The organism is Candidatus Gracilibacteria bacterium (assembly GCA_041658685.1).
Taxonomy (GTDB): Bacteria; Patescibacteriota; Gracilibacteria; order UBA1369; family UBA12473; genus JBAZZS01.
In genome coordinates, this window is record JBAZZS010000007.1 from 1 (window position 1) to 24,112 (window position 24,112).

Sequence of the window (24,112 nt, forward strand, 5' to 3'; positions counted from 1 at the left end):
AAAGGTTTTAATACACCTAAGTCTCTTTTTGCTTGGATCGAAGGGTTTTGTAAGTACAAAAAATCCATCACTTGCAATCCAAAAAATCAACCAAATTAATTTAACTATCCCGCCAGGGCAGAGTTTTTAATGTCGCCTACTTTGATTTTTTTACATGCCTCCACACCACCCATCCCCCTCCCACCACAATCACAGCCAAAACCGCGAGGTCGATGGTTTCGCTATATTTGATGACGGTGTTCCAGTTTTGCATGAGCTTGAACCCGACCCAGGCCAAAAATGTGTTCCATAAGCCGGCGCCGAGCAGGGTGTAGAGGCAAAATTTCCACAGTTTCATGCGACTCAATCCCGCGGGCAAGGAGATGAGATGCCTCACAATCGGAATGAATCGGCTGATGAAAATTGTGGGTTCGCCGTGGCGCTGAAAAAAGCGTTCGGTTTGGTGTAAATGCGTCTCGTTAAGTAAAAAATAGCGGCCATAGCGCTTGAGAAATGGATTCCCGCCGTAGAGGCCGATCCAATACGAGAGCATTGAGCCGATTAGACTTCCGGTTGTGCTGGCGAGAATCACGCCCAGCCATGTGAATTTTCCATCTGCGATTAAAAATCCGGCAAACGGCATCACGGCTTCGCTGGGCACGGGGAAAACCATGCTTTCCAGGATCATCAAGAGCGTCACGCCGGTATAACCTGCGATTTCGATGAATCGAGTAATGTGTTCGGCAAGAAATTCGGTGAGGCCCATGTGGGGAGTATAGCACGCACGGAGCGAAGCGCAGTGTTATTTGTCATCCTTCCGACTTGATCGGGGACCGGGTAATTAGGTGAGCGCATACTCACCCATAAAACAACCTTTATTTTTCGCTATAGAAAATGAGAAATTTTGAATTTTTTCCTGGATTTCCTGAGGTGATTCTTGGTAAAATTTAAGCGTTAATTTAACCTGTTATTTATGGAAAATTCAATTGCGAAAATTTCGGATCAAGCATTACTTAAACTCTGCGACAAATTTGGCAAACAAGCACTGTTTTGGCGTAGGAAATTTATCGGCCTTTTGCCTGAAGTGGATAAACGGCGGCTTTATGAAAAACGTGGATGTTCAAGTATTTTTGAATTTGCGGCCAAACTCGCGGGACTCTCTGCCGAGCAGGTGAGGGTGGTGCTGAGACTGGAAAAACGATTCGAAGATAAGCCGGTTTTAAAAAATCTTCTTGTGGAAGGCCGTGTGAGCGTAAATAAGTTGGCGCGCGTGGTTTCGATTGCGACGGTAGAGAATGAAAGTGAGTTGGCGGAAAAAATAAAAATTTTGTCACAAAAAGCGCTGGAAACGCTGGCGCGAGACGAGCGAATGGCATCTCAATGTGGTAGCGATCTTCAAAATCAAAATGGCTTAAATAAGCCAAAAATCGAACCAAGAAGTCTGCGCGCGCAGAACACACCGGGCACGCAGCCACGCATGAAGCGTAGCGGAATGCGCTTTCCCTTTCCCTGTATTTTGCATTTTTCTCTTTCCGACGAAGTTATCGCAACGCTCAATTGTCTTCACGCGCAAGGTCACGACGTTAATAAAATTCTTTTGGAACTTTTAAAACAACGAAAAGAAAAAATTGAACAAGAAAAAGAGACGATTGCTCAAAATGCACCAGAGATAGCCTCTCGCTACATTCCTGTTCGTGTGAAAGCCATCCTTAAGGAAGAGTATGGCCAAAAGTGTTCCATTCCAACGTGCCGAAAATCCGCCTGTAATATCCATCACTTGCAACGATTCGCGCTCGCGCATACGCATGATCCTCGTTACATGGCGCCGCTTTGCCGGGAACATCATCAGATTGCGCATGCCGTGGATCAGAAGTATCTGGAAATGCGATCGCCATGATTGGCTGAAATGCGGAAGAGAAGAGCTCACTTCGCTGGCGCTACGTGAGTAGTGCGCTAACTGCCAATCAAAACGCGTTGCTGTGAGACCCTCCGTTCGCCTTGCGGCTCACTACGTGTCTGCTTGTCGAACCACACATTCAAGGCTAAGCTCACGCATGGAGCGGAGTGCGCTCCCCTGAATTTTTTTTTAACCTCTACGCATGCCCGACATCGTGCTCGACATCAAGTCGCGCCTCAATATCGAAGATGTGGTTTCGCGCTATGTTCCGCTCAAGCGAACGGGCCGCAGTCTCAAGGCGTGCTGTCCGTTTCATGCGGAAAAAACGCCCAGTTTTGTGGTGAGCCCGGAGCGTCAACTCGCGTATTGTTTTGGCTGTCACAAGGGCGGGGATATGTTTGCGTTTATTCAGGAAATCGAAGGGCTCGACTTTAAAGGTGCGATTGATCTTTTGGCCGATATTGCGGGCATTGATAAGGCGATGTATCAGGAACATTTCAATGCGGCGCCAAAAATTTCCAAGGACCACAAAGTTGAGTTGTACGGCATCAATAATTCGGCGCGTGATTTTTATTCGAATTTTTTGTGGACCACCAAAGAGGGCAAAGACGTTCTCAATTATCTCGAGAAACGCGCTATCACGGCACAGACGATTCGTGATTTTGAGATCGGATTGTCGCCGGATTCCTTTGAGGCCACGTCAGCCGCACTTTTCCAAAAAAATCATTCCAAACAAGATCTCCTTGAGCTCGGTTTGCTCATTTCCAAAGATACGAATGGCGAAAAAACTCACGATCGATTCCGCGGAAGACTCATGTTTCCGATTTGGGACAATCAGGGACGGATTGTGGGGTTTGGTGGCCGGGCGCTTAAGCCGGATGACGAACCCAAGTATCTCAATTCGCCGGAATCGGTGATTTATCATAAAGGTGATACGATTTATGGCTACCATAAGGCAAAAGCCGCGATTCGAAAGGACGACCTTGTGATTGTGGTGGAAGGCTATATGGATCTTATCGCGTCCCATCAGGCCGGCATCACCAATGTGGTGGCGAGTTCAGGGACCGCGTTCACCCCCGAGCAATTTAAGGTGCTCACGCGCTTGACTAAGAATGTGGCGTTGTCGTTTGATACGGATCGAGCAGGGGAGGAGGCGCTCATGCGCGCGGTTTTGTTGGGCCAAACATTTAATTTGAACATGCGTGTGATTCGCGTACCGGATGGAAAAGATCCGGATGAGTGTATTAAAAAAGATCCCGAACTCTGGAAACAAGCGATTCAAACGGCCCCGAATTATCTCGATTATTATCTCAAGGAAGCGGGGAAACGATTCCCGATTCAAGACATTGAAGGCAAAAAACAGGCGTGTGCGTTCTTTTTGCCGTTGCTCAAACATGCGTCGTCATTGGAACAGGATCATTTTATTCGTGAATTGGGGTTTTTGCTTCAGACCGACCCCCAATTTATTTATGATGAGTTCAATCGGGTGAAAAAAATGCCGTCTTATGAAAAGTCTCCGGCACGAGAAACGTCCAAGACCAAAGCCTCCGGAATTCCGGCCAAAGCCACTTTCAGCCAAGCCGAGTATCTTTTGGGCTTGTTACTGCGGTTTCCTACTAAAGTGACGGTTGAGGCGGTTTCGCTCCCGGATGAGGTGTTTGACGAACGTACTAAAAAGATTTACAAACGGGTGGCTGATCTTTATAATAGCGCCGCTTTTAACGATGCCGTTTTGGTTCTTGGGGCGTTGGACGAAGAGGAAAAGAGGTATTTTGAGGCCATGATGATTTTTGCTGAAATGAGGAACGCAGAGCTATCGGATGACCTTCTTGCCGAGGAAATTCGGAAGGCTGCCAAGCAAACGCTTCTCGCCCGCAAAGAAAATGAAGCTGTGCGACTTATGCACGAAATTCGCGTGGCGCAGGACGAAAAAGATGTTGACCGTGAACGGGAATTGTTTCAAAAGTACTCTTGCTTGTATCAATCCTAAGACCTTATGGCTCGAACTCGAAAATTCATCTCGCATTTTACGGACGAAAAGCTCGCCAAATATCCGCCCGAAGTTCGTAAATTGGTGGAAAAAGGTCGCGAGCGCGGTTTTGTTACGCAACAGGAATTGTTGCAAGCGATTCCGAATATTGAAGAAGATGTGTTGCTTCTCGATGAGGTTTACACGTTATTTCTGGATTTGGGGGTGGATGTTTTGGATGTGAAAGATCATCTTATTTGGGATAAAACAAAGGAAGAAGAAGTGAAGCCGGAAAAAGGGAAAGGGAAGAAGGGGAAAAAAGAAAAAGCGGGAACAGAAAAGGAAGAAAAAGAGGGAGACGTGGGGGATGAAGAATTGGAAAAGGAGGAAGCGTTGACTTCCGAGGAAGTGGATAAAAAAGCGCGCAAAGAAGTGGAACTTTCCGAAATTGCCAATGATTCGATCCGCATGTATTTGTGTGAAATCGGGAAAGTGGATTTGTTGAATGCCAAGGAAGAGGCGGATTTGGCTCGTCGCATCAAGCGCGGGGATCAATCTGCCAAAAAACAGTTGGCGGAAGCCAATTTGCGCTTAGTGGTGAGCATTGCGAAAAAATACATTGGTCGAGGGTTGTCGTTCCTCGATTTGATTCAAGAAGGAAATATTGGTTTGTTCCGCGCGGTAGAGAAATTTGATCCGGATCGCGGGTTTAAATTTTCCACGTATGCGACGTGGTGGATTCGTCAGGCCATCACTCGCGCCATTGCGGATCAGGCGCGCACCATTCGCATCCCGGTGCACATGGTGGAAACCATCAACAAACTCACGCATACGCAACGTCGTTTGGTTCAAGAGTTGGGTCGTGAACCGTTGGTGGAAGAGTTGGCGGTTGAAATGGCCATGGACATCAAGAAAGTGCGTCATATTCTTAAGATTTCTCAGGATATTGTGTCCTTAGAGGCTCCGGTGGGTTCCGAGGAAGACAGCAAGCTCGGGGATTTTATCGAAGACAGCGATTCGTTGTCTCCTGCGGATCTTACCAATCGCAACATCATCAAGGAAAATATACGTGTGATGCTTCAATATCTCTCGCCTCGTGAAAGGAAGATCATTGAAATGCGTTTTGGTTTGAAAGATGGGATCGGGCATACGTTGGAAGAAGTGGGACAGGAATTCGGAGTCACTCGCGAACGTATTCGTCAGATTGAGGCCAAGGTTTTACAAAAACTCAAAGAACATCCGACCAGTATTAAAATTCGTCTTTAATTTAATCCTTTAATTTTTCTTCAATGACTTCCACAAAAAAAACCGCAGTTGATCCTAAAGTGATTACAAAAAGCGCGGGCCCGGCCGTTCCGCTTCCTCCGCCGCTTCAAACCGATGATGACAAGGCCACGTTTGTGACCAAAGACGGTTTGAAACAGATTCAAGATGAATTGGATGAGTTGAGAGATGTGCGTCGCCGAGAAGTGGCGGGTCGTTTGCAAGAAGCCATCAGTTACGGGGATCTTTCCGAGAATTCCGAGTACGAAGAAGCCAAAAATGAACAGGCGTTTGTGGAGGGCCGCATTTTGGAATTGGAAGAAAAAATTAAACATGCCAAGATCATCACTCATAAACATGGGAAAGTGGTGGAATTGGGGAGTGTGGTTGGCATTAAACGTATCAAACCTCGCGAAGGCGAACGAGAAGAATTCACGATTGTGGGTTCCACGGAAGCGGATCCGCTCAATCAACGCATTTCCAATGAATCTCCGATCGGCGCTGCGGTGTTGGATCACAAAGTCGGAGATGAAGTCGAAGCGCGTACTCCGGGAGGCAAGGTAACGTACGAGATTGTGAGTTTGAAATAATTTATTTGTAAATCAATTTCGCAACAATCAGCGCTAAGACAAGGCTTGTTTCAAGTCCATTCATGACGATGATGGGCATTTCTTTGATTCCAACTCCATAGATAAAATAGAGCAAAAGGCCCACTAATAAGCTGAGCGTCCACGGTAACGAAATATCTTTCGTGGATTTTGTTTTCCACGCTTGGAAAACTTGTGGAGTTAAGGCTACGGAGATTATGAATCCTGATAAATATCCAATGAATTGAATGGGATCCATTTTTGGGTTGTTTTAAAAAACACTAACCTTAAAAGAGCTATTGAATGCGTGACAAAAACATCCATAGTCCTGGCTCGACACCGAAACCAAACCCATACACTCTTCTTTAAAGAAAGGGATATTTATTTGTATGTTATTAAGAAATTGCCAGTCTACAACATCGGGAGGAAGCATTACGTAAATAAGAAATGGGGCCGTAAGTATAAGCAAAATCGATACGGCATAAAATAATTTACGTTTATTGGTTTTTCGAAAAGCGATCATAAAAAAAACGGAAATCCATAACAGTGGAATTCCGTATAATTTTGGACGAGAATCGTAAAGTCTCGTAAAATCAAAAATAAAGAAAAATGATAATATGAAATACATTATGATTCCAATAATCCGGAAAATGTTTTCGCGATGATTGATCGATTTTTTCTCTTTTAAAAAAATATATATTTTATATACACAAAAAAGTACAACAAGGAGCAAAATAAATAGACCAACAAGACCTAAAAGTGAAATAAATCGATGCACACCGGTTGGTTGAGACAGAGCAGCTTCAGCCTCTGGACTAATAATAAGTTGACTTATATATATTCTATTCATCATGGTTATCTTTTCTTTTTTGGCAAATAGCTCTTCAATTTGTTGAGGCGTTTGTTTTCTTCAATGATTTTTGGCAAAACGACGTTGAAACGGTAGATGCATCGTCCCACATACGCCAAAAAGCTTAAAAAGAAGAGGACCAATAAAAATCGCATGCTGATGAAGGGGAGGTTTTCATAACGAATCCACAACAACACAAAACCCACGATTCCGAAGGCGCGCAAGTGGCCTCCCACGTGTGGCAACGTGAGTTTGAGGCTGGAGCGAAGCGGGTGACGGCGAATCCAGGATTCCAGATAAAAAGATCCGACAATCAACACGAGAAATAATACAAGGCACGGGATCATGTAACGAAACGACGATCCGGGAAAGCGATCAAAAAGATAAGAAAGACTGAAAAGTTTGCCGAGATTCATAAATTGGAATCGTTAGAGGGTAAAGGATTTTTGACTTTTTTATACAGGAAATGCGCGGTGACGACAAATAAAACAAAGGAAGTGATATACCCGATGCGTACGGGGCCGAATTGCAAGGTGTCGTCCCCTCGGAAAAATTCAATGATGAAACGAGACAGTGCATAGGCGTTGACCGCGAATAGGGTCCAGTTTTTTTCTTCCACTAAAAAAGGGCATTTTTTTTGAACGTATTTTTTGGTGGTGAGGATGAGCAAAATAGCGAGAAAAGAATATATTTGAGTGGGGTGAACCGGCACCGTGTATTTGACGTTGGTGCTTTCAAATGAGATGCCCCAGGGCAAAATGGTTTCATGTCCGTAGCCTTGGCCATCCATGAGTTGCCCGATATTTCCGATCATGATGCCCACGAAAAAGGGGATGATCATGGCATTGATCCAATCGCCGAGTTTTTCATGATTTAGACGACAGTGATAATAAAGAAAAAGTAAGGCTCCGATCACGCCTCCCCAAAAGGAAAAGCCCGGTGTCCAGAAAAAAATCACATGTTTTAAAAATCCTCCGATGGAGAGTGGACTGAAATAGCCCCAATTGGTGATAAAAAACGTGATTCGCGAGAACAGTATGATCCCGACCAATAAACTGAGGCTGTGCTCCAGGATGAGATTTAAATTGAGACGTTCGTATTTGGCTTTTTTAAGGAAAATTAAAGTGCCCAATATAAATCCGATAAGGCTGACGGCCCAGAGGGAAAGAATGGTGAACGGTCCGATTTCAAAGAGGATGGGGAGCATAAATCAAAAATTAAAAACCACCATTAAAGATAAAAAGAACGTGAGAACAATGAGAATGGGGTCGGCAAGGCGGCTTTTTATGAAAAATATAAGTTTGAGCGTTGCGGCTGAGTGAATGAGGAAAACAACAGGCAAAAGATACTTGAACAACACGGATTCTCCAAGGTCAAAAGGAATGCCGAGCACGGGTTGAAGGGGTATGTTTTTTGTGATGACATAATGTCCCAAGAAATAATATCCGAGATAAAAAAAGAGCAACCAACCGGTGAACACGCTGATTTCTTCCACAAGATAGAGATGTTTTTCATGGCGAATCACCAGGTTTTTTTCATGACGTAATCCTTGGACGGCTTTGATTTTGTGTTTGATGATTTTTTCTTGCGCGAAAAGATTTTTAACCGAATCGATGGCCACCCCGCGCGTTTCCTTTGGTGATTTGAACACCAGCCGAAGAGCGTCCCACCGTTTGTTTTTCACCACGCGTAACTCGGTTTTAAGCGGAGCGAGGTCCGGCGGATCTTTGAAATAATTTTCAATGGATTGAAGTGGGCCAACGAGAAAATTCAATGAACTTCCTTCGAGCTTTTTTTTGAGGAAAGCGGTTTTATTTTGGAGGTCGGCGATGAATCCCAATTTTGGGGCCATGGATTTATTGAGTTCCATCATCATTTTTTGGCTTTCCAATAAGATGGATTGGCGTTCTTGCCCGTGTTCTTGCGTTTCCAAAAACATTTCTTCTTCTTGGATTTTTTTGAGAAGGTCTTTGCACGTGTTGAGGATGTAATCGAGGTTGTTACTGGCTTTGATGCGCAGGAGTTTATCGATATAACCTTGGATGATTGATTTTTTTTCCGGAGAAAGTTTGGTTTCAAAGGTGGTGAGAATCGTTTTGATTCGATTTAAAATTTGGTCCACTTCATCGATCACGATTTTTTTTTGCGCAAGGAATTCAGGCGTTTCGACTTCGGCCTTGATGCCGGACGTGTCGAGCTCATGCGATTGGAGGTCGTATTGGTTTTTTAACGCTTCGATCCCGGAGGTGCGAAGGTTTTGTTTTTCTTGTTCCGTGGCAGAGGCCGGGGCCAGAAAAAGGATGTTGAAGTGATATTCATCCATCAAGCGTTTGTAGGCGAGGAGGTCGGTTTTTGCCGGGATGGTTCCTTTGATTTTTTTCCCGTTTTTATCAATGGCTTCAAACTCGAATTTTTCCATTTCACTTTGAATTTGCACCGCGGTTTCGTCCACGGTATTGATTTCTAAAATCGAAAAACCGAGATGGTTCAATTCGGTTCGGGCCGTGGCTTCATCTCCGGCATTGATGATGCCGGTTAAACGTTTCCCCTCGGGATTGGTGGCGGTGTATTTGAATTGCATTGATGCTATTTAATGGCGCTGAAAATCGTCTACTGCTTTGTCAGCTACGCCATTTCCCTCCTCACCGTACAGAATTTTGTACGGCTCGGAGTATAAATGGCTTGCTTCCTTGCATTAGTACGATTTTGATCGCCATTGGGTGAGTTGTAAATTGATGCTATTTAATGGCGGCCTCGATAAACCCTTTAAATAACGGATGTGGTTTGTTGGGGCGTGATAAAAATTCCGGATGGAATTGGCACCCGATCATAAAGGGATGATTTTTGAGTTCTACGATTTCCACGAGGTTGTCTTTTTCGTAAACTCCGGACACGATCAGTCCATTTTTTTCAAGAGGTTCCCGGAACGCGTTGTTGAATTCAAAGCGGTGGCGATGGCGTTCATTGACCAGGGTTGCATTGCCATATAATTTTGCGGTTTGAGTGCCGGGAGTGAGGCGACAGGGGTAAGAGCCTAAGCGGAGCGTGCCTCCTTTGGCGCGGTTTTTATGTTGCCCCGGGAGAAAATGAATGACGTAATGATCTTGAGTCAGTTTTTGTTCGTTTTCATCGTATTCTTCACTGGTGAGCTTGTTGTTTTTCAAGACTTCTCGGGCAAAGGCAATGGTCAGCATTTGCATGCCGAGGCACAAGCCCAAATAGGGGATTTTATTTTTGCGAGCATAATCCGCGGCCATGATTTTTCCTTCCAATCCGCGAGATCCAAATCCGCCGGTGACCACAATCCCGGCTGCGGATTGGAGTTCGGTCCAAACTTTTTTATTGTTTTTTTCGAGTTGTTCGGCTTCGACCCAGATGAGTTTGAGTTCTCGATCGGCGTGATAGCATGCGATTTTTAGAGATTCGATCACGCTGATGTACGCGTCGTCCAGACCGGTGTATTTGCCCACAAGCGCGATTTTGAGTTCTTTGCGTTTGGTGTAAATTTTGGCGACCAAGCTTTTCCAGTCCTTGAGATTGGGTTTGATTTTACCAAGCCCGAGTTTTTCTCCGATGATTTCCGTGATGTGATATTTTTGGAGATTGAGAGGCACTTCGTAAATGGATTTTTCAGCGGTTTTGGCCGGGATCACGGCTTCTTTTTCCACGTCGCAGAATAAGGCGATTTTGTCGATGATTTCTTCGTCGAGTTCGAAATCCGTGCGCGGAACAATGATGTCGGGTTGAATCCCGATGCTGCGCAGTTCGCGGACCGAGGCTTGCGTGGGTTTGGTTTTGAGCTCGCGCGAGGCCATCAGGTAAGGGAGCAGAGTGAGGTGAATGAAAAGCGTGTTTTTGGCACCGAGTTCATGCCGCAGTTGGCGAATGGCTTCGAGATAGGGGAGGCCTTCGATGTCTCCGACTGTGCCCCCGATTTCCACAATGAGGATGTCGGTTCCGCTTTTTTTGGCCGCGGCTTTGATTTTGTCTTTGATCGCATTGGTGATGTGCGGAATGATTTGAATGGTGCGCCCGAGAAATTCGCCTGCGCGTTCTTTTTGTAAAATTTCCGTGTAAATTTTTCCGGTCGTGACATTGGAAAGCATGGAACAGCTGGTGTCGATGAAGCGTTCGTAGTGGCCGAGATCGAGGTCGGTTTCGCCGGCATCGTCGGTCACAAACACTTCGCCGTGTTGGAACGGGCTCATGGTTCCGGGATCCACATTGATGTAGGGATCGAGTTTTTGTGGAAAAACTTTAAATCCGGCGGTCTTGAGCAAAGCGCCGATGGAGGCACTGGTGATTCCTTTTCCAAGAGAGGAACACACTCCACCGGTAACGAAGATGTATTTTGTGGGCATTACGAGAGGGAATTAGAAGAAATTAGAAATGATGAATTTTAGATTTTAAATTAAATCCTACAACCCCACTTTTTCACGGACTTCTTCCAGCGTTTTTTGGGCAAGACCGCGGGCGCGATTCGCTCCGTCTTTTAGGACGTCTTCAACATAGTCGAATTTCTTCTCGAGCTCAACCTTTTTTTGTCGATAGGGATCGAGGACTTCGTGTAGTTTTTGTAATAGCGTTTTTTTGGCATCTCCATAACCAAATCCGCCGGCCGTGTATTTGTCGCGGAGGTTGGCAAGTTCTTGCGGGGTGGCAAAATAGCGATACAGTTTGAACACATTGCACTTTTCTGGATCCTTGGGCTGTTCGAGGGGAGTGGAATCGGTCACCACACTCATCACGGCTTTTTTAAGGCTCGCGTCATCGCCAAAAAGCGGAATCGTATTTCCGTAACTTTTGCTCATTTTTTCGCCGTCGGTTCCGGTCACGGTTTGAACGGTTTCATCGATGTCGGGTTCTGGGAGTTTGAAAACTTCTCCAAATATTTGATTGAATTTTTCAGCCAAGTCGCGTGCCACTTCCACGTGTTGTTTTTGATCTTTTCCCACCGGCACTTTATCGGGTTTGTAGAGAAGAATGTCCGCGGACATGAGAATTGGGTAGGTGAAAAGTCCAATTGTGGCTTCTTTTTTACCTTTGGCTTTGGCGTCTTTCCAGGCGTGGCAGCGTTCCATGAGGCCCATGGGAGTGATGGCGGAGAGAATCCACAGGAGTTGCGCGTGTTCTGGGATGTCGCTTTGGCGAAAGAAGGTTGTTTTTTTTGGGTCCAGCCCAATGGCGAGGTAGTCGGCGGCGAGTTCATGAGTGAGTTGGCGAAGTTTTTTGCCGTCGCGGATGGTGGTGAGCGCGTGATAATTCGCAATAAAAATAAAGGATTCGGATTGGGTTTGATACGCGACATGACGCTTCATGGCTCCGAGAAAATTGCCGAGATGCGGTGCGCCACTGGGTTGAACGCCGGAAAGGATGCGCATGGGGGAAATTTTAAATGATGAATTTTAGATTTTAAATGGGGAAAATACAGGGAAGAAAATGTAAGATAGGACATTCCGCTGCGCTTTGTTTTTGATTGTAACAGGAAATTAAAAAACGAAATAGCTTGACAGGGGGGGAGCATTATTCGCTATATAAGTTGCTTATATTTAATTTAAAAAATTATGGCAAAATTAGTGTTAGGGGAAAGTGAAGTTGGATTAGATGGATTTGGAGAGGGGAGAAAAGGAGGAGAATCCAATATTTGGGAAGCGGATTTGGATAGAGTTAATGGACAAAGGGAATGGTTAGCAGCAACCTCGAGGGTAAATTTAAGAGTGCTTCCTTTGATAGGTCGTGTTGAGATATTATCTCATGAAGGGAAAGATGTTCCATTATATAAATTAGACCAAGTGTCTTCGGGTATTGAGCCATTGGTTGATGATATCTTTATACAAGGTGGAGACACTGAAAATATGGAAAGTGAATATGCCCCTGATAGTGAGAACGATTTTCGTAATACGTTTATAAAAAATGGATGGGACTTTTTGTCTGCTTGTGGCGCTACAGAAACTCCCGGAGGAGTTAATGCTTCAATAAAAGAACTCTTTCATTTATTGCAACAGAGGTTCCCGAAATATTTAGGAGTGGAATGGTCTTTCCCCTCAACAAAAGATGAGATGCTTCAGTGTGAATATGACAATATGATGCAATCGATGTTTAAAGTATTTGGAGCTATTCGATTTCAAAACAATTTGGCTGCTTTTAATCAGGTTTTTGATCAATGGACGGAGTTGATGGGGAAAGGAGTTTATACGGACTTAGGTGAATCTATGGATTATCATGATGAGAGTGTGGAGCCCATGAATGCACCGCAACGAAGGAGAAAAGCTAGGTTGTCTCGGGGACTTTTTCAAAAGTTAAGGGGAGGAAAAACTTTAGAAGAATCTCCTTCCGTAGTTCCCCTTATTGTTCCTACTCATCCCCAAGGAGAAGTAAATGTATTTTGGAGCCGTATGTTTTCTGTTTTAAAAAAACGTTTAAGACATGCTGAAATTAGAGGTCCTGAGGCCGTATCCGAAGAATGGGGTGCGATTGATGTATGGATTGGAAAAAGTCGCGCACGATGGATGAGAGTTTTATTGGAAGGAGAGAAAAGAATTGGGAGAGGTGGGCATGGGGCAAGAGATGCGAGAGGGGGAAGAGAGGATGAGGGCGGAGAAGAAGTAGACGTTGCTTTTGATGATGAAGAGTTAAGCACTTGGTTTGAAAAAAGGATGGATCGGAGAAAAGGAAAAGAAGAAGTTGACGACGAAAAAGTTGATGACGAAGAAGTTGACGATGAAGAAGTTGACGATGAAGAAGTTGATGACGAAGAAGTTGATGACGAAGTGACGGAAGGTTTAGATGAGTGTGGATGGTGGGGAGACCCTTTAAATCAGGCGGTAAAAGACGCAGCTTCTTATCAAGACAGGAATGAAGCCGAGAGGATCAGCCAGGGAGAACAATATTTATTAATGCGCAATTTATCTGACTTTGAAAAATGGAAGACTTCGGGGCCAGTGACAAATTCAGGGGCGTATGATTCAGAAGTGGATGATTCAGAAGTGGATGATTCAGGTAGGGTTATGGGCGCTTCCAATGTTGATAAAAATAAGAGGCCTCCTCTTTTGAAATCTCGAAGACCAGGGAAAAGAGTAGCAAGAGAAGCACAAGAAGCAGCAGAATCAATAGCAAAAGCAGCAGAAGAAGCAGCAGCAATAGCAAGAGCAGCAGCAATAGAAAAAGGAAAATCAGAAGAAGAAGCAGAAGAAGTAGCAGAAGCAGCACGAGCAGTATTCTTAGAAGAAGACAAAAAAGCAGATGCAGCAGCAGACGTAGCAATAGCAGCAGACGTAGCCCAAGTTGCTCTAAAAAAGTCCGGTAATGGAAAGGGGGAAAAAGTTGCCCGTTCAAGGCCTGGGATGAATCCTAGAACGCCATTTTCATCTGCCCGTTCATTTCCCCCTCGTCGTTCATTCCGGGTGAATTAACAACGGTAAGAGAAGGATTATCATAAAATAGTTTATATTTTAACATTGAAAACTATGCCAAATGAATCTATGGGGAATAATGAAGCAGACAAGAATTTGGAAAGTGGAGTTGAATCAGTTGTTTTTATGCCTAATGAGGCTCAGTCCCTTCCGGGCGTTGAAACGAAATCAGGTAATGATGGTTTGCGTTCCTTGTGTGTTTTGCAAAATTTAGGTCTTTTGTTGCCTATGCTGGAGAAAAGTGGTTCAGCAAGTACGAAGACTAAGAAGTCTTAATGAATTGAGAGTTTTTTTACCCCATCTCCCCGGGATCCACATCAATGGTCCAGTCTTTTTTGAGGCGGGTTTGGGAGAGGTAGGCGCGGAGGAGAGTTGAGGGGGTCGGGCCTTGGATATAAACGTGCCAGCGGTAGCGGTTGAATTTTTTCATGAGAAAAGCCGGGGCTGCGGAGATTGTGTGGCGGTTTTCGAGAGGAGAAATTTGGGTGTCGAGGGCTTGCAATTCTTTGGCCACGCGTTCGGCTTCTGTTGAACACTTTTTTTGATCATCATCTTTGAATGTGAGCTTAATGATGCGGCTAAATGGTGGATATTTTAATGATTTTCGGTTCGTGACTTCTTGATCGAAAAATCCATCGTAGTCGTGAGTGGAAGCAAAGCGAAGGCTCATGTGCTCGGGGTTGTAAGTTTGGATCACGACTTCGCCTTGGTCGTGCTTGCGACCCGCGCGTCCCGCGACCTGAGTGAGGAGTTGGAAAATGCGTTCGCTGGCTCGGAAATCCGGGATGTGCAACCCAATATCGGCCAACATCACGCCCACCAAAGCCACATCCGGAAGGTCTAGGCCTTTGCTCACCATTTGCGTGCCGATCAGGACGTCGGCTTCTTTGTCTTTGAGTGCGTAATACATGGATTTGAAACTGCCTTTTTTACCTGTGGTGTCGCGATCCGCGCGCAAAATTCGCAGGGTTGGGAAAAGTTTTTGCAATTCCTGTTCCACGCGTTCGGTTCCCGCTCCAATGAATTTGATGGCCACGCTTTGGCATTGAGGGCAGGTGACCGGGACTTTTTCATACAATCCGCAGTGATGGCACACGAGTTTTTCTCCGGTTTTGAATTGATGGTGGGTGAGGGCTACGTCGCAGGAGCGGCATTTCATTACAAAACCGCATTCGCGACAGAGCACGGCTGAGGCGTGCCCGCGCCGGTTCAAGAAAAGAATGGCCTGTTTTTTGGCGTCAAACGTGGCTTTTAATTTTTCCAAAAGCACGTCGCTGAATAGGCTGAAGTTTTTTTTGTGAAGTTCTTCGCGCATGTCTGCGATGTGTACGTGCGGAAGGAGGGTGCCGTGGATGCGTTCTTTGAGGGGGAAATAGCGGATTGGATAATAGGACGGGAAGGCTGTAGGCAAATTTTCCCCTTGGGCGCATGGGAGTCGGCCACTCGGATGCGTGATCCTCGTGTCCTCTTCCTTGAAAATGCGCCCAAAAGAAAAATTCGCCATGCCTTCCCTTGGTTTATCATCGATTGCCATATACCTCGTCTCCAAGCTTGGCGTTGCGCTTCCCATCACAATTTTGGCTCCGGTGAGTTTGCTGATTTCAAATGCCACGGTTCGTGCATGATAAAACGGGGTGCGATCCTGTTTGTAGCTCCATTCGTGTTCTTCATCGATGAGAATCAAGCCCGGATTTGAGACCGGTGCGAAAATCGAGGACCGGGATCCGATCACCACGTCGGCTTCGCCTTTTCGGATGCGCCACCATTCGCGTTCGCGTTCGCCGGCGCCGAGTGCGCTGTGCAGGACCGCGATTCTTCCTCTAAACGTGTGTGAAAAATAATCGATGAGTTGGGGAGTGAGTGCGATTTCCGGGGCAAGAAGAAGGGCTTGTTTCCCTTGTTCAACCACGGCTTTGGCCAGAGTGAGATAGATTTCGGTTTTGCCCGAGCCCGTGATGCCGTGAATGAGAAATTTTTTCGCGTCTTCGTCGTTCGTTTTTAAAATTTCATCCACAATGTATTGTTGCGGGGGAGTGAGCGTCTTGGCGAGAATCGGATTTTTTGAAAGGGGAATCGCATGGTCAACATAACGAATTTCGCCCTGTGATTTTTGAATGAGATTTTTTTGTTCCAGGCTTTTGAGTGTGGCCGATGAAAACGCTTGAAGCGCTTCCCGACTGAGTCGCGGATGTTGATCAAATAATTTGATCAGTTCGAGTTGTTTTTGGCCTAATTTCAATGAAATTGGTGTGTCAGTCCTTTCATAATAAATCGTGTACGGTGTCTTTTTTTTGGGATTCCAAACCGACGGGGGAAGCATGATTTTGAGTGTTTGATACAGCGGCGAAAAATAATAATTTGCCATCCATGTCGCGAGTTGAATTTGCCACGAATTGAGCAGGGGCTCGTCTTGTTTGGCGCGAAGAATGGGCTTGACCGCAAAGCTTGGTTTTTCGTTGTGAATTTTTACCACAATTCCGGTGGCACTGCGGTTGCGCAACGGTACCGTTACCGTGCTTCCGCATTGAATTTCGGTTTTAAGTTCCTCGGGCACGGCGTATGTCAGCGGTTTTTCCGCTCCTTGATTGGCGATGGGAAGAAGAATGTCTGCAAACATGGGGGTAAAATACCATAATTTTTTTATATTTGTTTTTTTTTGAGTTGAGTTAAAATGACTTTAGTTTGATTCGCTCCCTTATTTTTTTATTTTCCCTCTCATGCTTTCCTCTTTTTCTTTTGCCTTAAAAAGGCTGGGTTTGGTGTTGGCTCTTTCTCTGACAGGTGTTTTGGTGTTGGCTTCTCAAGCTTCGGCAATCACTTATACTACGGATATTTACACGGGCACTTATAAAATCAATGCGATTGATACGGATCATTTTACGTTGGAGTTCAGTCCCATGACGGATCGAGGGATGGATGAAGATGAAAACGGGGTGCCGGATCTTGTTGATAATATTGCGGATTATGCGGAAACCAGTTGGACGTATTTGGTGGATTATTCCGGGCTTCCTTCTCCTTTAGACGATCAAGTTAAGGTTTTGTTGCTTTTGGATGATTTGAATATGTATTTGATCCAGGATTCATTGGGAACCACCTCGATCATGGATGATGGGACGATTTATTTTGCCGTGGATCCATCGCTTTCCGATGCGTTGTTGAAAGTCACGGTGGCGCATGAGTTTATGCATGTGATTCAATTCAGTTATGAAGGGTATTATGCCGGGTATGAACAAGATGTGAATTTCGCGGAAATGACGGCGGTGTGGACGGAAAATTATGTGTATGCCGATGTGGACGATTATCTCAATTATTTGCCTTATTATTTTGACGATCCGGATTATTCGGTGTTCACCGGCGTGATTCCGGAGGGAAGTTTGTTTGAATACGCGTTGGGTGTGTGGCCGATTTTTGTGAGTGAATATGTGGGGGATTATGCGATCCTTCCGGAGGTTGTTGAAGCCTATTTTGCTTCGGATCCGGATGTATGGGATTGTTTTGAAGCGTTTGAAAGTACGTTGGCGAATTGGGGGTATGATCTTCCCTCTGTGTATCAGGATTTTATGGTGTGGAATTATATGCCGAACAGTTATTATTCGGACGGGTATTATTATCCGTGGCTCTCGGCTCACGCGTCGTACACCGTGGATGAATATCCTCTTTATTCCGCGTCGGTGGACAGTTGGGATTTGCCCGCTCTTTACGGGGCAAATTATTTGATGTTTGAAGTGGATTCAAGCATGGTTGGGAGTGATTTTTCCATTACATTTGATAAGCCGGTGGGAGTGAATTGGGGCGTGGTGATGCTTCCCGAATCGGCGGATTATTATTTGACTGAAGAGATGTATTACACGTCGCTTCCCGCGGAAGAGGATTTGGGCACGGTGGTGATGCCCCTTCATGAAGGGGATGTACAAATGACGGTCATGCTTTTTCCTTATTTTGAAACTCCGTGGACGATTGAAACCGAAGATGAGGCGTTCAGTATCGGGTATGAATATTATTATTCGGTGAATATCGGAGATTATTTAACCGAGGATGTTCCGGAAACATGGGGAGAAGAGGATTCGTGGATGGGTGAAGACCCTGTTGAGCCTACCGATGGAGAGGGAGATAAAACCGGAGACGAACCGGGTGAAAATTTACCCGAAGAAGTGACCGGCGAGACGGAGATGGATGCGCTAACGGTTTCGGAGCTTGCCATTACTTCACAAGGAGACAGTTCCGTGTCGTTGAGTTGGACGCGGGTGATGGATGACCGTGTGTCCGGGTATTACATCAATTATGGAACCGAAAGTGGAGTGTATGATTATTGGCAATTTGTAAGCGGAGGTTATATCACTCATTATACAATGGAGGATCTTTTGTCGGGCGTTACGTATTATTTTACGGTGACCGCTTATACCGAGGATTTGGGTGAAAGTGAGCCCAGCAATGAAGTGAGCGCCACCTTTGAAAAATTGCATTATTCGGATGTGGTGGAATCACATCCCAATTATTATGCGCTTAAATTTTTGACGTATGAGGGAGTGCTTGAGGGATATCCGGACGGGACTTTCCGACCGAATGCGGAAATCAATCGTGCGGAGTTGTTAAAAGTGTTGGTGTACAGTTGGTACGATGGAATGCCTGATAAGACTTTGTATAAAAATTGTTTTAATGATGTGGCGAGTGAGTGGTTTGCGCCGTACGTGTGTTATGCCAAGGAGTTGGGTTGGGTGGAAGGGTATGCGGATGGAGGATTTCATCCGGATTCGACAGTGACCAAGGGTGAGGCTTTAAAAATGATCATGAAATATTGGGAAGTGGAATTGCCCGCTGTCGCGGATGTTTCCGGTTTGCCCTATGATGATGTGTACGCCGCGATTTGGTATGCACCGTATGTTGAAAAAGCTTATGAACTTGGCATTTTGGAAGAAACCGGGGGTATGTTTGGGGGCACGGAGCTCCGAACGCGCGCCGCGGTTTGCGAAGAATTATTCCGTTTGTTTGTGGTTGGTTTTATGGGAGCTGAGCAATACAACCAAGCGTCGTTGGATGCGTTTTTGGAAGGGTGGGGGGAGTTCTTTTTATAACGAAAGGGGAAACCGAAGGTTTTCCCTTTCGGGATCCCTTTCCAAGTTGATGTTCGTGAATTTTTTGTTCGCTAAACTTCGTCACAAGCCACTTCGGGACCCACGAGACCCGAAAGTGTTTGTGACTCCGTGCGCTCACTAAAAAATTCACTCACCTTGTTTGATAGTTTGAGAAATTGCTGAATATCGGCCAATGGCTGAAGATTCAGCATACAGCTGAAAATAAGGAAGAAATGCAGGGTGCGGGAGAGCGCACTTCGCTACGCTACGTGAGTGGGGGAGGAAATACGGGGAAACCCTCACTTTGTTCGGGTTGACACTCGCTCATCCTTTGGATTCGCTCGTGTCTGTGGTACGCCAGGAGGGATTCGAACCCCCGACCCTCGGTTCCGAAGACCGATGCTCTATCCCCTGAGCTACTGGCGCACAATAACGGATTTATTATAGGAGGCGATGAGGCTGGTTGTCTAGGCATAAAAAAGGGGAGCGGTTTAGTCCGTTCCCCTTTAATTTAAGCTTTGTGCTCGGGCTACTTATTTCTCCATTTATTCCAAATCACCAACACCGGGGTGGCGATGAAGATCGAGGAATAGGTTCCGATGAAAATGCCGATCATGAGGGCCAACACAAAATAGTGAATGGGTTCGGCGCCAAAGAAAAACAGGGCGGCGATGGTCATCATTGTTGCGCCGGAGGTATTGATTGAACGAGCAAGTGTTTCGTTGACCGCGCGATTGGCCACGTCCTCGAATTCTTCACCGGCTTTTTGGTTTTTGACGTTTTCACGAATACGGTCAAAGACCACGATGGTGTCATGAACCGAGAATCCGATGATGGTCAAGACTGCGGTGATGAAAAGTGCGTCGATTTGAACGTCCAACATCGCTCCCAAGACGGCAAATACTCCGAGAGGGATGAATACGTCATGCGCCAAGGCCACGATGGCGGAAATGCCGAATCTCCAAGGGCTCAAGTGGCGAGGGATGTGACGGAAAGCAAAGGCGATGTAGAGCACAATGGCGATGAGAGCAAGAATGATCGCGACCACTGCTTTTTGCGCCATTTGGGCGCCAACGGTGGCTCCGATGGTGTTGTAGCGAATTTCTTCGAGAGGGCCGAATTTGGCTTCAATTCCGGCCAGTAAAGCTTCGTGAGTTTCGTTGGAGATGTGTTTTATGCGAATCATCCATGTGTTTTCTCCGCTGGAGACCACAATGGGATCTCCAAGATCGATGACGATTTGTTCGGTGGCCGAGGTGAGGGCAAGCGTCTCGGTGGAAGAGTCTGTGGGTGCAACGGGATCCGTGGTTTCGATCAAGAGTGTTTCAATGTTTTTTAATTCTTCGGTGAGGGTCATTTCCGGAGTGGTGGTGGAATCGACGACAAGAGGTTGAGTGAATTGAATTTCCATGAGCGTTCCTCCCGTGAAGTCCAACCCGAGATTAAGACCTTTCATGGGTACGACAAAGATGGATGCCAAGATGAGCAATCCGGAAATCGCAAACCAGAGTTTTCGCTTTTGCACGATGCGGAAAGTGGTATGTCCTTTTTTGGGTTTGCACATAAGGAAATTATTGGCTCCGAGTTTGGTTCCCACCACGGTTCGTAAGAAGGTGCGTGTGATGGTGATGGCGGTGAACATGGAAATTAAAATTCCAAGGGCCAAGTTGATGGCAAATCCTTTGGTGATGGAGCTTCCGAAATAAATCAAAATCGCACAGGTGATGAGTGAGGAAAAATTGGAATCTCGGATAGAGCTCCAGGCGCGATCGAATCCGATTTCAACGGCACCGGAAAGCGGACGACCGTTGTGAAGTTCTTCTTTGATGCGTTCGAAAATGAGGATGTTCGCATCTACGGCCATTCCAATGGAGAGTACGACTCCGGCTACCCCGGCTAAGGTGAGAGTGATGGGATTGGCCAAAAGATACGTGAAAAAGAATAGGATGAAACATGCGAGTAAAAAGGAAAGCATCTTTTCCCAAATGGATTCATCGCTTTTGAGAATGATGGAAACGAGAATACAGAAAATTCCCAGTGAAATGATGAGGGCGAGAGCGATGGGCATCGCGACTTTAATCACGAAAATAAGCATGATGGAATAAATGCAAAGTGCGATGTTGGCCAAAAGTCCGGGAAGGCGATAGTAAAGGAGCATGAAGGTCATTAAAATCAAAACGCCGATGAGTCCGGCAAAAAGACTGGCATCCAAGGCTTCTTGTCCAAGGGAGGCGCCAATAGTGGATTGGCCTACGAGGATGATGGGGGCCGGGATGGCGCCGGTGTTTAAGTCTCGTGCGAGGTTTGTGGCTTCTTCAATCGTGAATTGACCACTGATTTGAGCGGAACCGCCACCGATTTTTTCATTTACATTTGGGGCGGAAATTAGTTGCCCTCCCACAAAAATGGCCAAGCGTTTGTTGATGTTTGATCCGGTGAGTTCCTCAAAAAGTGTGGCGCCTTCGTCATTGAATTGGATGGAGACATACGGTTCATAGTTTTGATTGAATTCCACATTTGCTCGGACAAAATGTTCGCCGGTGAGGGCGGTGGTGCTCCAAGGATCCGGGGTTGTGGCAAAGTAAACTTTTTCAATATTGTATTCGGTTTCCAGGGTGGTGGTTTCGGTGGCTTCTTTGATCTCTGTTGCTTGGATCAGATTAAATCCGTATTCGGTTTCTACGACCTGAGAAATTTCACCTGTTTTTAAAGCGAAAGCCGCGTCATTAAAGGTTGGGGTCATAAAACGTTGGGAGATGTCTTCGATTTTGAAAAAGCCAAGATCTCCGTTTGTGGCTTTTCCGGTGGGGTCGTCGGAGTATTCGTTGGCCAAGGCGGCAAAATCTTCGCCATTGTCCACGATGCGAGTGCGAAGTTCTTCGGCCAAGGCTTTGGCTTCTTCTTTGGTGCGGATTGAGTCGCTGCCCAATTGAGATCCTTCGTATGAAATAATAATGGCTGAGGCTTGAACTTCTTTTTCCGTGGTTTCAACGCGTTGTCCTTCACGACGATCGATTAAATTTACAATATAAAATCCATCAAGGGGGACAAGATTTCCCGAGGCGTCGACGGTATAGCCGTCATTGGTTTGGATGAGGTCGGAAACGGTGTTTCCGATTTCAACGGAATTAAGATAAGGAAGAAAATCGGCGTTCATATTACTTGCAAAAGTGTAGCTTTCTTCTCCGGAGGAAAAGTACGTTACACGAGTGGGGTTTTCGAGTTCGGCTTCTTTGGCCACAGCGCTGAAATCTTCTCCGGCCAGAATTCGATCTAAAGCGGATTGAGCCGTGTTTTCAATGATTTGAATCTCGGATTCACTCATGGTTGGATTTGAATTTTCTTCTTTAAACTCGAGTTGAATGGTTTTTCCCACGATTTCTTTGGCTTTTTCAATGTCTTTGATGCCTGCGAGTTCGACCACAATGTGTTCTTCGTCCGCTACGGTGGAGCGATAAATATTGGGTTCAGCCACGCCGAGTCCGTTCACGCGCTTGGTGATGACTTCAAAAACGCCGTCGATCACGATTTGGCGATCCGCTTCCGCTACACGGCTCAAGTCGATTTTGTAATCGAGTTGGGTGCCGCCTTGGAGGTCAAGGCCGAGATGGATTTTTTGTTCGGCAAGAAATCCGGAATTTTCGGTTTCGGTGGGATTTGCAAGGAAGGGGAGTATTTTTTGTTGTGTAGAATAAGGAAGATCGAAAAATCCCAGACCGATGGCCATAACAACGATGAGGGCGATGAGAGCGAGGCGGCGTTTGTTCATAAAATTAAAAATTAGAAATAAAGGATATAAATTTAATTTTTCTGTGAAAGGGTCTGGTCGAGTTCTTCATTGTTGCCTTTGCCATGACGGCCGTAATCGTCTTCGATCTTTACCACATCGTCGAGCTCCGGAGTGGAAACCTCAAGGATTTGCGTGTCTTCGAGGGCCTCAACCCGGTGAATCATGCCCGGATGAATGTGGATCACGGCCCCGGGTTCGAGAATTTTTTCTTGAAGCTGATCCGGAGAATCGCCGTAAGTGAGGCGAATTTTACCTGAATACAGGTATTGGGTTTCTTCCTTTTTTTCGTGATATTGAAGGGAGAAACGATGTCCTTTTTTGAGCTCCAGGATTTTTCCCGCATAACGGGATGTGCTGGCGAACCAAATTTCGCGGCCCCAAGGCTTTGACTTGATTTCAGGTTTTTTCATCTCGCATAATTTACCCCTGAACCGAGAAAGAGCAAAGGGAAAAACCGTTTCGGAGGGCTACCCGCTTGACATTTTTTATAAAATGGTTTATTTTCTTTTCTAAATTTTTAATTTTTGAATTATGGCTGCAGAAGTAGAAACAGTAACACCAGAAACGATTGCCTCTGAAATGAGATCTCTTTTAGCTGCGGTGGGAACGGATGCTACGGAGGTGGTAGTCTCAAGAGAAAAACTGGAGGAATGGTTGAAAGTAGTGGGAAAGTTATCTTCTGTTTGTGAAGCAGAGCCTTCCCCCGGTCCGGAGGCAGAGGCAACGGGTCCAGATCAATTGTCTAAGGCTTGTTTATTGGAATTGCTTGATGCCCCGGATATTTGTCTTCCTTATCCTGGCTTCAGGGAATCATGGGAAGGTCACAAAGCAAGACTCAAAGGTGAGGTGGAAAAGCCTGATGCAAATCTTCGTGTTTTAGCACTGGACTTGTTGGAAATTTTGAATATTTTTGCCTTACAAGGTTTTATGGAGCCGGAAGGGGTAAACGCAAAACAAAAAGCAATCGCTCTTGCTTTGCTTATACAAGGTGGAGCTGAGGTGAGCGGCCCGGTAAAGGCTGCAGGTTCGCAATTTCTGGCCAATATGCAACATTGTGCGGAAGGGCGTTGTTCAAATCAAGGACAAATAGATCGATTTTTACCTCCTGTTAATCCCGCGTATCGGGAAAAAGGTGTTTTGATTAAAGATGTTTTATTTGTGTGCGTGGGCGGGATAGTTAACGAAACTTGGTTGAAGAATATTTTCTTTTAAATCTGTAAAAGTTTCTTTTTTGTGTCATTTTCTCGTGTATGAATAAAAAACATGAGAAATCTTCCTGCTGTAGTGCTCCTA

Annotated in this window: 16 protein-coding genes and 1 tRNA gene; 8 read left to right on the forward strand and 9 right to left on the reverse strand. The window is 45.7% G+C overall.

Translation table 25 applies throughout. From position 1 onward, the window contains the following. Positions 1–136: 136 nt before the first annotated feature. Positions 137–745: a DedA family protein gene (locus WC882_05970; protein ID MFA5843181.1), complete on the reverse strand. Its 609-nt coding sequence runs from the start codon at positions 743–745 to the stop codon at positions 137–139. A gap of 207 nt (positions 746–952) precedes the next feature. Here WC882_05970 and WC882_05975 point away from each other — a divergent pair, with 207 nt between their 5' ends. The 4 genes from WC882_05975 (at position 953) to greA (ending at position 5,698) form a co-directional block, all read left to right on the forward strand. Further along, complete coding sequence (locus tag WC882_05975) at positions 953–1,936, forward strand: hypothetical protein (protein ID MFA5843182.1); 984 nt, start codon at positions 953–955, stop codon at positions 1,934–1,936. Between the two features lie 142 nt (positions 1,937–2,078). Further along, complete coding sequence (dnaG, locus tag WC882_05980) at positions 2,079–3,866, forward strand: DNA primase (protein ID MFA5843183.1); 1,788 nt, start codon at positions 2,079–2,081, stop codon at positions 3,864–3,866. 6 nt (positions 3,867–3,872) lie between these two features. Then, positions 3,873–5,111, forward strand: a complete 1,239-nt coding sequence (gene rpoD, locus WC882_05985; protein ID MFA5843184.1) for an RNA polymerase sigma factor RpoD — start codon at positions 3,873–3,875, stop codon at positions 5,109–5,111. A 23-nt stretch (positions 5,112–5,134) separates the two neighbouring features. Then, on the forward strand, positions 5,135–5,698 hold the full coding sequence (greA, locus tag WC882_05990) for a transcription elongation factor GreA (GenBank protein ID MFA5843185.1): 564 nt from the start codon (positions 5,135–5,137) through the stop codon (positions 5,696–5,698). Position 5,699: 1 nt separating this feature from the next. Here the strand turns inward: greA and WC882_05995 are convergent, their stop codons facing one another. The 4 genes from WC882_05995 to trpS all read right to left on the reverse strand — a co-directional run bounded on the left by WC882_05995 (position 5,700) and on the right by trpS (position 11,926). Continuing rightward, positions 5,700–5,954 (reverse strand): SemiSWEET family transporter, encoded by a 255-nt coding sequence (locus tag WC882_05995; protein MFA5843186.1) that lies wholly within the window; start codon positions 5,952–5,954, stop codon positions 5,700–5,702. 715 nt (positions 5,955–6,669) lie between these two features. After that, positions 6,670–9,126, reverse strand: coding sequence for a prolipoprotein diacylglyceryl transferase (locus WC882_06000; protein MFA5843187.1), 2,457 nt, complete (start codon positions 9,124–9,126; stop codon positions 6,670–6,672). Positions 9,127–9,283: 157 nt separating this feature from the next. Beyond that, positions 9,284–10,906 carry a CTP synthase gene (locus tag WC882_06005; protein MFA5843188.1) on the reverse strand — a complete coding sequence of 541 codons (1,623 nt, stop codon included), beginning with the start codon at positions 10,904–10,906 and terminating at the stop codon, positions 9,284–9,286. A 57-nt stretch (positions 10,907–10,963) separates the two neighbouring features. Continuing rightward, positions 10,964–11,926 (reverse strand): tryptophan--tRNA ligase, encoded by a 963-nt coding sequence (trpS, locus tag WC882_06010; GenBank protein MFA5843189.1) that lies wholly within the window; start codon positions 11,924–11,926, stop codon positions 10,964–10,966. A gap of 183 nt (positions 11,927–12,109) precedes the next feature. On the opposite strand from trpS, the gene WC882_06015 reads away from it, so the two are divergent. Beyond that, positions 12,110–13,957: a hypothetical protein gene (locus WC882_06015; GenBank protein ID MFA5843190.1), complete on the forward strand. Its 1,848-nt coding sequence runs from the start codon at positions 12,110–12,112 to the stop codon at positions 13,955–13,957. 54 nt (positions 13,958–14,011) lie between these two features. Then, positions 14,012–14,233 carry a hypothetical protein gene (locus tag WC882_06020; protein MFA5843191.1) on the forward strand — a complete coding sequence of 74 codons (222 nt, stop codon included), beginning with the start codon at positions 14,012–14,014 and terminating at the stop codon, positions 14,231–14,233. A gap of 16 nt (positions 14,234–14,249) precedes the next feature. Here WC882_06020 and priA read toward each other — a convergent pair whose 3' ends face one another. Further along, the gene (gene priA / locus WC882_06025; protein ID MFA5843192.1) at positions 14,250–16,574 is read right to left on the reverse strand and encodes a primosomal protein N'; all 2,325 of its coding nucleotides are present in this window, start codon (positions 16,572–16,574) and stop codon (positions 14,250–14,252) included. Between the two features lie 100 nt (positions 16,575–16,674). Here priA and WC882_06030 point away from each other — a divergent pair, with 100 nt between their 5' ends. After that, positions 16,675–19,029 (forward strand): S-layer homology domain-containing protein, encoded by a 2,355-nt coding sequence (locus tag WC882_06030; GenBank protein ID MFA5843193.1) that lies wholly within the window; start codon positions 16,675–16,677, stop codon positions 19,027–19,029. Positions 19,030–19,379: 350 nt separating this feature from the next. Here WC882_06030 and WC882_06035 read toward each other — a convergent pair. From WC882_06035 to WC882_06045, 3 genes are all read right to left on the reverse strand, one after another. Next, positions 19,380–19,455, reverse strand: a tRNA-Arg gene (locus WC882_06035). Between the two features lie 103 nt (positions 19,456–19,558). Next, positions 19,559–22,798 carry a protein translocase subunit SecF gene (secF, locus tag WC882_06040; GenBank protein ID MFA5843194.1) on the reverse strand — a complete coding sequence of 1,080 codons (3,240 nt, stop codon included), beginning with the start codon at positions 22,796–22,798 and terminating at the stop codon, positions 19,559–19,561. A 32-nt stretch (positions 22,799–22,830) separates the two neighbouring features. Next, entirely contained in the window at positions 22,831–23,229 is a 399-nt protein-coding gene (locus WC882_06045; GenBank protein ID MFA5843195.1) for a cupin domain-containing protein, read from the reverse strand. Between the two features lie 121 nt (positions 23,230–23,350). Here WC882_06045 and WC882_06050 point away from each other — a divergent pair, with 121 nt between their 5' ends. Then, on the forward strand, positions 23,351–24,031 hold the full coding sequence (locus WC882_06050) for a hypothetical protein (protein ID MFA5843196.1): 681 nt from the start codon (positions 23,351–23,353) through the stop codon (positions 24,029–24,031). Positions 24,032–24,112: the final 81 nt, after the last annotated feature.